The sequence below is a fragment of the Actinophytocola sediminis genome (assembly GCF_054779715.1).
In genome coordinates, this window is record NZ_BAAGXS010000011.1 from 147,821 (window position 1) to 159,491 (window position 11,671).

Sequence of the window (11,671 nt, forward strand, 5' to 3'; positions counted from 1 at the left end):
CCTACTCCCGAGTAGCGATCACCGTCAAGCATTCCCGTTTGCCGATCGGACACGACCGTCAGGCGTAACGGAGATCCGCCCGAACGGCGGCGGCCTCCTGGTACCGGTCAAGGACGAGGTCAGCCAGGGTCGGGTCCGGACCGAGGGGTGCCGCGAGCACGGCGCGCGGGTCGGTTTCCCTGGCGAGATTCGTTACCCGGTCCGGCAGTCTGCCCGGCGCCAGGAACCAGGACGCCACCGCGATCCGCCGGGCGCCGGCCGCCCGCAGGATCGCCGCGGCGGTCGGCACGTCCGGCCGGGCGGCACTGGCGAACGCGGCGACCACGCCGGCCCAGCCGTGCTGGCCCGCCCACTCCCGCGCCACCCTGGCCACTGCGGCGTTGGCCGGGGCGTGCGACGAGCCGGCACCGGCCAGGATCACGCCGAGCCCGTCGTCGCCAACCTCGGCGCCGGCGTCGAGCAGGCGGCGGTGGGCCAGCGCGGGCAGCCGGTGGTCGGGACCGAGCACGCCGGACACCGACACCGACAGCCGGGGCAGCCGCGCGGTCGTCTCGGCGATCATCGACGGCAGATCGACCCTGGCGTGGAAGGCCGTGCCGAGCAACAGGGGCACGACCACCACGTCGCGGTGGCCGGCGCCGTACAGCGCGGCCAGCACGTCGGGCAGGCGCGGCGCGGACAGGTCGAGGAACGCGGTCCGCACCTCCACCCCCGGCTGCCGCGCGCGCACCAGGTCGACCAGCGCGGACACGGTCGCCGCGCTGCGTGGGTCCCGACTGCCGTGGGCGACCGCGACCAGTGGCGGAGCCATCTACACCCCGCCGAGCAACGGCAGCGGCGCGCCGACCAGTCCGGCGGCCAGCGTGTTGCCCTCCGCCGGGTCGATCACCAGGAACGCGCCCGTGCTGCCGTGGGTGCGGTAGTCGTCGACCGGGACCGGCTCCGCCGTGCGCAGCGTCACCTGGCCGATCTCGTTGAGCGACAACGACTCCGGGTCGTCGGTTGTGGACAGTCGTTGCTCGTCGAAGCGGGTGCGCAGTACCTCGACGATGGCCGCCACCGTGCGGGCGCCGTGTTTCACCAGCACCCGCGCGCCCGGCCGCAGCGGCTTGTCGGCCAGCCACGCCAGCGTCGCGGCGATCTCGTCGGTGACCACCGGCGGCGCCGCCGCGCCGGCCACCAGGTCGCCGCGGGCGATGTCGAGGTCGTCGGCGAGCAGCAGCGTCACCGACATGCCGGCGGTCGCCTCGTCGAGCGCGCCGTCCGCGGTGTCGATGCGGCTGACCGTGGTGCGCGCCCCGGCCGGCAGGACGACGACCTCGTCGCCGGGGCGGACGCTGCCCGCCGCGACCTGGCCGGCATAGCCGCGGTAGTCCGGGTGCTCGGACGTGCGCGGGCGGATCACGTACTGCACCGGGAACCGGAACGGCGCCTCGTGCGGGTCCAGTTCGACCGGCACCGTCTCCAGGTGGTCGAGCAGCGTCTGGCCGGTGTACCAGGGGGTGTGTGGCGACGGATCCACCACGTTGTCGCCGACCAGCGCGGACACCGGGATCGTGGTCACACTGCCGGCGGCGTAGCCGAGCGCGGCGGCGTGCGTGCCGAACTCCTTGGCGATCACGTCGAACGTGGCCTGGTCGTAGTCCACCAGGTCGATCTTGTTCACCGCGAGCACCAGCCGGGGCACCCCGAGCAGGGCGAGCACCGCGGCGTGCCGGCGGGTCTGCTCGACCACGCCCTTGCGCGCGTCGACCAGCAGGATCGCCAGTTGTGCGGTGGACGCGCCGGTCACCGTGTTGCGGGTGTACTGCACGTGTCCCGGGGTGTCGGCCAGCACGAAGGTCCGCTTCGGGGTGGCGAAGTACCGGTAGGCGACGTCGATCGTGATGCCCTGCTCGCGTTCCGAGCGCAGCCCGTCCACCAGCAGCGACAGGTCCGGAGTGGACAGTCCTTTGTCGACGCTGGCGCGGTGGACCGCGTCCAGCTGGTCGGCGAGCACGGACTTGGTGTCGTAGAGCAGTCTGCCGACCAGCGTCGACTTGCCGTCATCGACCGAACCGGCGGTCGCCAGCCGGAGCAGATCGCCCGGCATCAGAAGTAACCCTCGCGCTTGCGGTCCTCCATGGCGGCCTCGGACAGCCGGTCGTCGGCCCGGGTGGCCCCGCGCTCGGTGAGCCTGCTCGCGCCGACCTCGTCGATCACCTCGTCCAGCGTGGTCGCCAGGGACTCGACCGCGCCGGTGCACGACCCGTCGCCGACCGTGCGGTAGCGGATCGTCTTGCGTACCACGGTCTCGCTGGCGCGTGGACCACCCCACGGGCCCTCGGTCAGCCACATGCCGTCGCGGGAGTACACGTCGCGCTCGTGCGCATAGTAGATCGACGGCAGCTCGATGCCCTCGCGCCGGATGTAGCGCCACACGTCCAGCTCGGTCCAGTTGGACAGCGGGAACACCCGCACGTGCTCGCCGGGGCGGTGCCGGCCGTTGTACAGGTTCCACAGCTCCGGCCGCTGCCGGCGCGGCTCCCACTGGCCGAACGCGTTGCGCAGGCTGAAGATCCGCTCCTTGGCCCGCGCGCGCTCCTCGTCGCGCCGGCCGCCGCCGAACACCGCGTCGAACCGGTTGGCGGTGATGGTGTCCAGCAGCGGCACGGTCTGCAGCGGGTTGCGGGTGCCGTCCGGGCGGTCGGCCAGCCGGCCGTCGTCGATCCAGTCCTGCACGTGCGCGACCACCAGCCGCAGCCCGTGGGCGGCGACCACGCGGTCGCGGAACTCGATCACCTCGTCGAAGTTGTGCCCGGTGTCCACATGCAACAGTGGGAACGGTACCGGCGCCGGCCAGAACGCCTTCACCGCGAGGTGCAGCAGCAGGGTCGAGTCCTTGCCGCCGGAGAACAGGATCACCGGCCGGTCGAACTCCCCGGCGACCTCGCGCATGATGTGCAGCGCCTCGGACTCCAGGCGCCCCAGGGCATCCAGGGTTCCCGGCGGCGCCTTGTCGACTGTCGCGGTCATCCGTGCAACCCACATTCGGTCTTGGCCTGGCCGGCCCAGCGGCCGCTGCGGGCATCGCTGCCCGGTAACGGTTTCGCGGTGCACGGCGCGCAGCCGATCGACAGGTAACCCGCACCGACCAACGGGTTCTCCAGGATCCCGTTGGCCTGGATGTAGGCCGAGAACTCCTCGTCCGACCACGGCGCGATCGGGTTGACCTTCACCAGCCCGTTGCGCTCGTCCCACTGCACGACCGGCGTGTTCGCCCTGGTCGGCGCGTCGACCCGGCGGACGCCGGTGACCCACGCGTCGTAGTTGGTCAGCGTCGCGCGCAGCGGCACGACCTTGCGCAGGAAACAGCACTTGCTCGGGTCGGTCTGGTTCAGCAGGCCGAACTCGGCCTCCTGGTCGGCGACCGACTGCTCGGCCGCGGCGTTCACGATCCGGATGTCCGGGTAGGTCAGCGCGACCGCGTCCCGGGTGCCGATGGTCTCGGCGAAGTGGTAGCCGGTCTCCAGGAACAGCACGTCGATCCCGGGCCGGGCGCGCACCGCGAGGTCGATCAGCACCGCGTCCTGCATGTTCGACGCGACGATCCAGTTCGCGCCGAACTCCTCGGCGGTCCAGGCGAGTGCCTCGGCCGCGGTGGCGTCGGCCAGGTCCACGGCCGCGCGCTCGGCGACCGCGCGCAGTTCCTCGCTGGTTCTGGTGGTGGTTCTCATGTGGTGCTCGCCTCCACGGGCTCCGTGCCGAGTTTCAGGCCGACGAACTTCACGGTGAACACCCGGCGGCAGCCGGTGCACAGCCAGGCGGCGTGCGGCTCCTCCTCCGGCCGCAGGTCCTCGTCGCCGCAGTAGGGGCAGTAGAACGGGGTCGCGCGCTCGGTCATGTCAGGTCCGCCTCGTCGGCCCGGCCCGCCCACTGGGCGAACCGCTCGTCTGGCTCGCGGCCGGCGACGAAGTTGCGCACCACCCGCTCGACGTAGCCGGACAGGTCCGCGCTGGTGACCTTGTGGCCGCGCACCTTGCGGCCGAACCCCGCGTCCAGGCCGAGCCCGCCGCCAAGGTGCACCTGGAAACCCTCGACCTGCTCGCCGTCGGCGTTGGTGACGATCTGGCCCTTGAGCCCGATGTCGGCGGTCTGGATGCGCGCGCACGAGTTGGGGCAGCCGTTGATGTGCACGGTGACCGGCGCGGTCACCTCGCCGGTGATGTCGGCGAGCCGCTCCTCCAGCTCGGTGACCAGCTCCACCGCCTTGGCCTTGGTCTCGACGATCGCGAGCTTGCAGAACTCGATGCCGGTGCAGGCCATCACCCCGCGCCGCCACGGCGAGGGGTCGGTCCGCAGGCCGAGCCGCGCCAACTCGGTGCTCAGCCCGCCGATCTCGGCCGCCGGCACGTCCAGCACGACCAGCTTCTGCTGCGGGGTGAACCGGACACGGTTCGAGCCGACCCGCTCGGCCGCCTTGGCCACCGCGACCAGCGTCGACCCGGAGACCCGGCCGGCGATCGGCGCGGCGCCGACGTAGTAGCGGCCGTCGCGCTGCTGGTGCACGCCGACGTGGTCGATCGGCTGCTCGGGCACCTCGGGCGCCGGGCCGTCGACGAGCGTGCGCTTGAGGTACTCGGTCTCCAACACCTCGCGGAACCGCGCCGCGCCCCAGTCCTTCACCAGGAACTTCAGCCGGGCGCGGCTGCGCAGCCTGCGGTAGCCGTAATCGCGGAAGACGCTGATCACGCCCGCCCACACGTCGGCGACCTCGTCGCGCGGCACCCAGGCGCCGAGACGCTGGCCGATCATCGGGTTGGTGGACAGCCCGCCGCCGACCCAGACGTCGAAACCCGGCCCGTGCTCGGGGTGGTGCACGCCGACGAACGCGACGTCATGCACCTCGTGGGCCACGTCCGGCTGGCCGGAGACCGCGGTCTTGAACTTGCGCGGCAGGTTCGAGAACGACGGGTCACCGATGTAGCGGCGCTTGATCTCGTCGATGGCCGGGGTGGCGTCGAGGACCTCGTCCCTGGCGATGCCGGCGACCGGTGAGCCAAGGATCACCCTCGGGCTGTCGCCGCAGGCCTCCATGGTGGTCAGGTCGACGGCCTCGAGCTTGGCCCACACCGCGGGCATGTCCTCGACGCGGATCCAGTGGTACTGGATGTTCTGCCGGTCGGTGATGTCGGCGGTGTCGCGGGCGTAGGTCTGGGACACCTCGCCGAGCACCGCGAGCTGTTCGGTGGTGACCGCGCCGCCGTCGATGCGCACCCGCAGCATGAAGTACTCGTCGTCGAGGTCCTCCGGCTCGAGCGTGGCGGTGCGGCCGCCGTCGATGCCGGGCTTGCGCTGGGTGTACAGGCCGTACCACCGGAAGCGGCCGCGCAGGTCGGCCGGGTCGATGCCGGCGAACCCGGTGTGCGCGTAGATGTTCTCGATCCGCTCCCGCACGTTGAGCGGGTTGTCGTCCTTCTTGCTGCGCTCGTTGGGGTTGAGGGGCTCGCGGTAGCCAAGCGCCCACTGCCCCTCGCCGCGCCGGGGGCGTTTGGCCGGGGCTTTGCGCGGTGTGGTGGGAGATGACACCCGTCCGTCCTCCGATGATTCTTGGCGGTCGGGCACTCCGGCGAAACCCGTGAAAGCGCGGGAGTCAGTCTCGGCGCACCCGGCGCCGGCTGAGACGACAAATGGCGACGCGGGCTATCCGACGCGTCGGCACATCGCGCTGGAGACACGAACGAAGTCCACGTGGCGCCTGGCCACAAGGAGAACTTCGGTCGCTGCTGACATGTCAGTCAGCGTGCCACGAGTCCACCTGTTGGTCCACAGGCATCCGCATCGTGAGAAATAGTGACCGACGTCACTCGCAGCTCGTCGAGGTTGACCAGGCCGTCCTGGATGGCCCTGGCGACCAGCGCGGCCTTCGTGGACGCCGGGCGGCCCGCGTTGGCGTACCGGATGCGGACCCGGTCGATCTCCTTGGACTCGCAGGCGAACCAGCTCGACCAGCCAGGGCTCGGTGCCGTCGACCATCCGGGTGCCGACCTCGAACAGGGTGGCGGCCGCGGTGTCGTGCAGGACCGCGAGATGTTCGCGCTCGTCGGCCCGGCGGGCGACCGCGATCGCGGCCGAGCGCCGGGCCCGTTCACTGGCGGCGAGCGCGTCGTCCGCACGCGCGGCGGCGGCGTGCAGGTAGTACCAGAGCAGCCGGGCGCGGCCGCACCGAACAGCCACAGTCCCAGCGGCGCCGAACTGGCCAGAATGTCCGGTGCGGCAAGGAAGTTACCGCCAAGATGCGCCGCGACGAGGACCCGACGACGTACCGGCGGCTCAGCAGGCGTAACTGGACAGCGGTCGCGCCGCCCGATGTCTCCATGCCGGCGCCAACTTCCCCGTCTGGGCAAGGAGTTTGGAGTCCGTGCGAACGCCCCCGAGTACGCGGCCCCACTTGCTACTCTGCGGTACGTGTCGTAGCGAACACGTTCGGGTACGAGTGGGGGAGTGAACATCATGGCAGCAGGATTCGCTGTACAGCCCGACAAACTCACGGAGTTCCAGACCAAGGTGGCGGAGATCGCGGACAACTACGCGACGATCGTCAGCCAACTGAACGAGGTGCAGCTGAGGGAAAACCAGGACCTACTCGGCTTGCCGAAGGAACTGGGCGCAGTCGGTCCCCCCGTTGATTTCACGAACGCGAGCGGGGCGATGCTCGGCAATCTCGCCACGGCGTTCGAGTCTCTGCACAGACTGCACGTGGCAGTCGGCGCGCAGTTCACCCACATGAAAACGGCCTTCGGCGAGACGCGCGACCTTTATTTACAGGTAGACGGCGAGCGAGCCGGCGTGTTCGACGACCTGCTCGACGACCGTACTCCGGACGGGCGATGACGTGGCGCCGCCGGACAGGAGCGATACGCCAAGAGACAGTGCATTTCTCGACAAAGCGAAGATCAGCGAGGATTCGAGGCTGCGCGGCAATGCCGAGCGTCTCACGTCCTGGGTCGAGTGGTTGTTGCACCCGGAGGAGCACGGGTACGACAGGACGGTTTTCCACCCGGGCGGCCGGAAGCAGGAGGAACCGGGCCCGGTCGCCCAGATCAACGACCAGCCCGGCACTTTACCGCCGGACGCTCAGTTACCGTTCGAGTCGGTGATCGCCGGGTACCAGCCCTGGCAGTTCCTGCATGGTATGGCCGCGGTCGCCAACCCACAGGTCGAGAGAGCAGGCAGTCCGCTGGCCCTTGCCGCCACGGTGCTGGACAACATCTGGTGGATCGGCGACAGCGGAATCCAGATGTTGGTCGACTTGTTTCCCACCATCGGTTGGACCGGTGAGGCGGCGGACGCCGCGTTCATGTTTCTTCTCCGGCTGAAGGCGGTCGCGGACCAGGTCAACAAACTGGTCAAGGAACTGCACGCGGTCGTTCCCAAGTACGCCGTGATCGTCAAGGGTGTTCGAGACAGTCTTGACGAGGCCGCGGCGGGTCTGGTGAAGGCGTTTGAGGACAAGTTCAGCTCGAAACCGGAGAGTGAGTTCTCGATCGACTTCGACGCGGCCATACTCGCCGGCATCGCGACGGCCGCGGTCACGTTCGGGACGGCCGGCGGATTGGTCCTCACCGCGGCAGCGGCTTCGGTCTGGTCGGGGCTCTTCACCGACGCCGCCGGTGATTTGCTGGAAATGAGAAAGGATTCCGTCGGTGGCTACTGGTGGCGGGATCTGGTGGAGTCGTACATGCACCAGCAGGCGCAGATCCTCACCGCTGGGACAGACGAGATCGCCCAGTTGGATCGGGCGATCACCGGTCTGCTGCAACGTTTCCGCGATGATCGGGAAATCAGGTCGTTCCTGGAGGTCTACGGATGATCGCGCGAATGATCACGCTCGTCGTCGTGGTCGCCGCGGTGGGTCTTGCCGGATGCACGTCTCCGTCGAACGATCCGGGTGACCCGCCCACATCGTCCAGTTCGCCACGCCCACCGGAACCGCAACGGCCTCAGGATCGGGACCGTGAGGCGGTCATGGAGGCGTTGCGCCGGGTCGATCTGTGTGCGGTGCTTGAGGCGGCGATGTCCGCGACACCGGCCTTCCCCGCGGCGGAGCCAGGCGCGTCGGAACCGTTGATGTGCACGTTGTATGGGACGCCAGACCTGCTCACCGCGAAGATTCTCATCTTCGGCCACCTGGAACGGGTGAACCTGCCGATTCGAGCCATCGGCGGCGCGAAGGCCTACGTTCGCGAAGACCACGACAGCTGCACGGTGTACCTGCCGGTCAGTTTTGGCTGGGCGATCCAGTTCTCCCAGTCGACGCCCTGCCGAACTGTCACCGAGTTGGTGGCCGCCGCCGTCGCGGTGCTCAACGACCAGCGAGCGGCACGGGTTGACCCGCGGTGGGACGGGTGCGCCGCCCTCGCCGAGGTGCTCGAACCCGATCCGGACCAGTCCAAGCTGGTGGGCGGGGAGTTGGCCGACTGCATGTACCTGGCCGAGGAAAAGAAGCAGCGGGCGACCCTCTCGTTCTCCAGCTCCCTGCCTCCCCCAGGAGAACCCCGGGTCGTCACCGTCGCGGGCACCGAAATAGCGGTCTACGAGGACGACGACGGCTGCGATGCCTACTGGCGTCAGCGGCCATTTCCCTCGCGCTTCGCGCAGACGCCGGACTACCCGGTGCGAGTGTTCTCGATGAGCTGTGACTACTCGACCGAGCTTGCCGAGTCAGTCATCGGCGTTCTCGCGCAGCCGCCACCGTCTGGTGGGACACCGCAGCACCCGCTGCTGTACGCCCCGGACGAACCGGACAGTCCATACCCTGGCGACTGTGCCTACCTCGGGAGCGAGTCCAACGCGGGAGACTGCGCGCCCTACCGCGAGGTTCCCGTCCCTGAGGACCTGGCGAATGCCTACAATGCCCAGGTCATGTGCGCCGCGTCTGCCGACATCGTGCGCAAGCACTTCGGCGAACGTCTGCGGCCGGTAGCAGTGTCGGACGCTGACCGCGACTGTCATTTCGTCGAGCCCGAGCGCACGATCGTGGTCACGTTCAGCGCGCGCGGTGGTCTGGTTGGTGGCGACCCCGGCGACCGGGAGGTCACCGTCGCCGACCACCCCGGCCTCCTCGCGACCAGTGAGCCCAACTCCCTTGCCTACACGGTGTCGACTTCGGACACCGTCGACGGCGATGGCGCGGTGGAACTCACCGTCAGCACCGGGCCGTTGATCGAGTCCGGCACTCCACTGCCGCCAGGCACCGACAAGAAGGCCGAGGCCGCACTCGCCGACGTGCTCACGACCTACTTCCCCTGAATCAACGACCCGGGTCGCGGACCGCGCCCTGCGAAGCGTCGGTGGCCAGCCGCGCGTACGCGCGCAGCGCGGCGGTCACCGGCCGCTGTCGGTCCCTTGGCTGCCACGGCCGCTCACTGGACTCCATCTTCGCCCGCCGGTCGGCAAGTACCTCCGGCGCGACCAACAGCTCGAGCCGCCGCTCGTGTACGTCGATCAGGATGCGGTCGCCGTTCTCCACCAACCCGATCGTGCCGCCGCCCGCCGCCTCCGGCGAGATGTGGCCGATCGACAACCCCGACGTGCCACCGGAGAACCGGCCGTCGGTGATCAGTGCGCACTTCTGGCCGAGGCCCGCTCCCTTCAGGAACGCCGTCGGGTGCAGCATCTCCTGCATGCCGGGGCCGCCAGCCGGACCCTCGTAGCGCACCACGAGCACCTCGCCCGGCTGGATCTCCTTGCCCAGGATCGCCGACACCGCCTGCTCCTGGCTCTCCACCACCCTGGCCGGTCCCTCGAAGTGGAACAGCTCCTCCTCGATCCCCGCCGCCTTGATCACCGAGCCGTTCTCGGCCAGGTTGCCGTGCAGCACGGCCAACCCGCCCTCCGCGGTGTAGGCGTGCCGCGCGTCCCGAATGCAGCCGTCCGTCGCGTCGGTGTCCAACGTGGACCAACGGTTGGCCGTGGAGAACGCCTTCGTGGTCCGCACCCCGCCCGGCGCGGCGTGGAACAGCTCCACCGCCTCCGGTGCCGGCGACTCGGCGCGGATGTCCCATGTGGACAGCCAGCTCGCCAGCGACGGGCTGTGGATGCTGCCGACCTCCTCGTTCAGCAACCCCGCGCGCCACAGTTCACCGAGCAGCGCCGGGATGCCACCGGCCCGGTGCACGTCCTCCATGTGGTAGTTCGAGTTGGGGGAGACCTTCGACAGGCACGGCACCCGCCTGCTGATCGCGTCGATCTCGGCCAGGTCGAAGTCCACCTCGCCCTCGCGGGCCGCGGCCAGGATGTGTAGCACGGTGTTCGTCGACCCGCCCATCGCCATGTCCAGCGCCATCGCGTTGACGAACGCGTCCCTGGTGGCGATCGAGCGGGGCAGCACCGAGGCGTCGTCCTCGGCGTACCAGCGGCGCGCCAGCTCCATCACCGTGGTGCCGGCCCTGGCGAACAGGTCCCGCCGGAACTCGTGGGTCGCCAGCGTGGAGCCGTTGCCCGGCAGCGCCAGGCCCAGCGCCTCGGTCAGGCAGTTCATCGAGTTCGCGGTGAACATGCCCGAACACGAGCCGCAGGTCGGGCAGGCAGACTGCTCCACCGCCGACAGCCCGAGCTCGTCGACCTTGTCGTTGGCGGACGCGGCGATCGCGGTGATCAGGTCCGACGACGGGTGCGTCACGCCGTCGACCACCACCGCCTTGCCGGCCTCCATCGGCCCGCCGGAGACGAACACCGTCGGGATGTTGAGCCGCATCGCGGCGTTGAGCATCCCCGGGGTGATCTTGTCGCAGTTGGAGATGCACACCAGCGCGTCCGCGGCGTGCCCGTTGACCATGTACTCGACGCTGTCGGCGATGATCTCCCGCGAGGGCAGCGAGTACAGCATCCCGCCGTGGCCCATCGCGATCCCGTCGTCGACCGCGATGGTGTGGAACTCCCGTGCCGTGCCGCCGGCCGCCTTCACCGCGTCGGCCACGATGTCGCCGAGGTCACGCAGGTGTACGTGCCCGGGCACGAACTGGGTGTAGGAGTTGGCGATCGCCACGATCGGCTTGCCGAAGTCGCCGTCGGTCATGCCGGTGGCCCGCCACAGCGCCCTGGCGCCTGCGGCGTTGCGGCCGTGGGTGGTGATGCGGGAACGGAGCTCTGGCACGGCTCCTCCAAGTCAGGTCTCGTCTGCGGGGGCGGCCTTCTCGGCCGGTGGCTCAGCGGCGGGCTCGGGCTCGGCCGCGGGTTCTGGTGCGGTCGCCGCGCTGGGGTCGTCCAGCCGGCCGCCGCTGATCAGGGAGATCACGGGCAGGTGCCGGGTCCGTACGGTCGGCAGCGTCTGCTCCTTCCCGCTCACCAGCACCGCGCGCACCCAGGACCGCTCGGACACCCGCAGCGCGCGGATGTCCGACCAGGCCAGCTCGTGGCGGGCGAAGACGGTGCGCGCGACCAGGCCGTCGGCCGTGGCCGTCGTGCGCAGCCGCAGCACGACGACGATGGCGGCGACGGGCACCAGGTACACCAGCGCGAGCCACGGCGCGGCGGCCGCGAACGGGGTCGCGGTCACGATGAACAGCAGCGCGCCGAGCACCGCGGTCGCCGGTGTACGAAACACGAGGCGGGACGGTGTCTGCGGCTCTGTGGTGGTCACGTGCCCCATCTTGCCACTGCCCATCAGGTGGGAACACATTCCCACAGG

At 70.0% G+C, this 11,671-nt stretch carries 13 protein-coding genes; 4 read left to right on the forward strand and 9 right to left on the reverse strand.

All coding sequences use genetic code 11. The features are described from left to right. Positions 1-58 precede the first annotated feature (58 nt). The 7 genes from ACYVIP_RS07620 to ACYVIP_RS07650 all read right to left on the reverse strand — a co-directional run bounded on the left by ACYVIP_RS07620 (position 59) and on the right by ACYVIP_RS07650 (position 5,772). Positions 59-811 (reverse strand): sirohydrochlorin chelatase, encoded by a 753-nt coding sequence (locus ACYVIP_RS07620; protein ID WP_460393506.1) that lies wholly within the window; start codon positions 809-811, stop codon positions 59-61. Continuing rightward, the gene (locus ACYVIP_RS07625) at positions 812-2,092 is read right to left on the reverse strand and encodes a sulfate adenylyltransferase subunit 1 (protein WP_460393508.1); all 1,281 of its coding nucleotides are present in this window, start codon (positions 2,090-2,092) and stop codon (positions 812-814) included. Beyond that, complete coding sequence (gene cysD / locus ACYVIP_RS07630; RefSeq protein WP_460393510.1) at positions 2,092-3,015, reverse strand: sulfate adenylyltransferase subunit CysD; 924 nt, start codon at positions 3,013-3,015, stop codon at positions 2,092-2,094. Before cysD ends, ACYVIP_RS07625 begins: the two co-directional genes overlap by 1 nt. After that, a complete protein-coding gene (locus ACYVIP_RS07635) occupies positions 3,012-3,716 on the reverse strand; it encodes a phosphoadenylyl-sulfate reductase (RefSeq protein ID WP_460393512.1) in 705 nt (234 codons plus the stop codon). Before ACYVIP_RS07635 ends, cysD begins: the two co-directional genes overlap by 4 nt. Next, a complete protein-coding gene (locus ACYVIP_RS07640) occupies positions 3,713-3,883 on the reverse strand; it encodes an Insertion element protein (protein ID WP_460393514.1) in 171 nt (56 codons plus the stop codon). The genes ACYVIP_RS07635 and ACYVIP_RS07640 overlap by 4 nt, the downstream gene beginning before the upstream one ends. Further along, positions 3,880-5,568, reverse strand: coding sequence for a nitrite/sulfite reductase (locus tag ACYVIP_RS07645; RefSeq protein ID WP_460393516.1), 1,689 nt, complete (start codon positions 5,566-5,568; stop codon positions 3,880-3,882). Before ACYVIP_RS07645 ends, ACYVIP_RS07640 begins: the two co-directional genes overlap by 4 nt. A 114-nt stretch (positions 5,569-5,682) precedes the next feature. Beyond that, complete coding sequence (locus tag ACYVIP_RS07650; RefSeq protein WP_460393584.1) at positions 5,683-5,772, reverse strand: putative leader peptide; 90 nt, start codon at positions 5,770-5,772, stop codon at positions 5,683-5,685. 60 nt (positions 5,773-5,832) lie between these two features. Here ACYVIP_RS07650 and ACYVIP_RS07655 point away from each other — a divergent pair, with 60 nt between their 5' ends. The 4 genes from ACYVIP_RS07655 to ACYVIP_RS07670 all read left to right on the forward strand — a co-directional run bounded on the left by ACYVIP_RS07655 (position 5,833) and on the right by ACYVIP_RS07670 (position 9,291). Then, complete coding sequence (locus ACYVIP_RS07655; RefSeq protein WP_460393588.1) at positions 5,833-6,456, forward strand: hypothetical protein; 624 nt, start codon at positions 5,833-5,835, stop codon at positions 6,454-6,456. 36 nt (positions 6,457-6,492) lie between these two features. After that, positions 6,493-6,873, forward strand: a complete 381-nt coding sequence (locus ACYVIP_RS07660; protein WP_460393518.1) for a hypothetical protein — start codon at positions 6,493-6,495, stop codon at positions 6,871-6,873. Between the two features lies 1 nt (position 6,874). Beyond that, entirely contained in the window at positions 6,875-7,852 is a 978-nt protein-coding gene (locus ACYVIP_RS07665; protein WP_460393520.1) for a hypothetical protein, read from the forward strand. A 155-nt stretch (positions 7,853-8,007) separates the two neighbouring features. Beyond that, entirely contained in the window at positions 8,008-9,291 is a 1,284-nt protein-coding gene (locus ACYVIP_RS07670; RefSeq protein ID WP_460393522.1) for a hypothetical protein, read from the forward strand. Between the two features lies 1 nt (position 9,292). Here the strand turns inward: ACYVIP_RS07670 and ilvD are convergent, their stop codons facing one another. Both ilvD and ACYVIP_RS07680 read right to left on the reverse strand, forming a co-directional pair. Then, a complete protein-coding gene (gene ilvD / locus ACYVIP_RS07675; RefSeq protein ID WP_460393524.1) occupies positions 9,293-11,137 on the reverse strand; it encodes a dihydroxy-acid dehydratase in 1,845 nt (614 codons plus the stop codon). A 12-nt stretch (positions 11,138-11,149) separates the two neighbouring features. Then, a complete protein-coding gene (locus ACYVIP_RS07680; RefSeq protein WP_460393526.1) occupies positions 11,150-11,623 on the reverse strand; it encodes a PH domain-containing protein in 474 nt (157 codons plus the stop codon). Between the last annotated feature and the right edge of the window lie 48 nt (positions 11,624-11,671).

What these genes read in the sequence shown, in the direction of transcription:
- ACYVIP_RS07620 (WP_460393506.1), bottom strand. Translation starts at nt 811, where the DNA reads ATGGCTCCGCCACTGGTCGCGGTCGCCCACGGCAGTCGGGACCCACGC.
- ACYVIP_RS07625 (WP_460393508.1), bottom strand. Translation starts at nt 2,092, where the DNA reads ATGCCGGGCGATCTGCTCCGGCTGGCGACCGCCGGTTCGGTCGATGAC.
- cysD (WP_460393510.1), bottom strand. Translation starts at nt 3,015, where the DNA reads ATGACCGCGACAGTCGACAAGGCGCCGCCGGGAACCCTGGATGCCCTG.
- ACYVIP_RS07635 (WP_460393512.1), bottom strand. Translation starts at nt 3,716, where the DNA reads ATGAGAACCACCACCAGAACCAGCGAGGAACTGCGCGCGGTCGCCGAG.
- ACYVIP_RS07640 (WP_460393514.1), bottom strand. Translation starts at nt 3,883, where the DNA reads ATGACCGAGCGCGCGACCCCGTTCTACTGCCCCTACTGCGGCGACGAG.
- ACYVIP_RS07650 (WP_460393584.1), bottom strand. Translation starts at nt 5,772, where the DNA reads ATGTCAGCAGCGACCGAAGTTCTCCTTGTGGCCAGGCGCCACGTGGAC.
- ACYVIP_RS07660 (WP_460393518.1), top strand. Translation starts at nt 6,493, where the DNA reads ATGGCAGCAGGATTCGCTGTACAGCCCGACAAACTCACGGAGTTCCAG.
- ACYVIP_RS07670 (WP_460393522.1), top strand. Translation starts at nt 8,008, where the DNA reads ATGGAGGCGTTGCGCCGGGTCGATCTGTGTGCGGTGCTTGAGGCGGCG.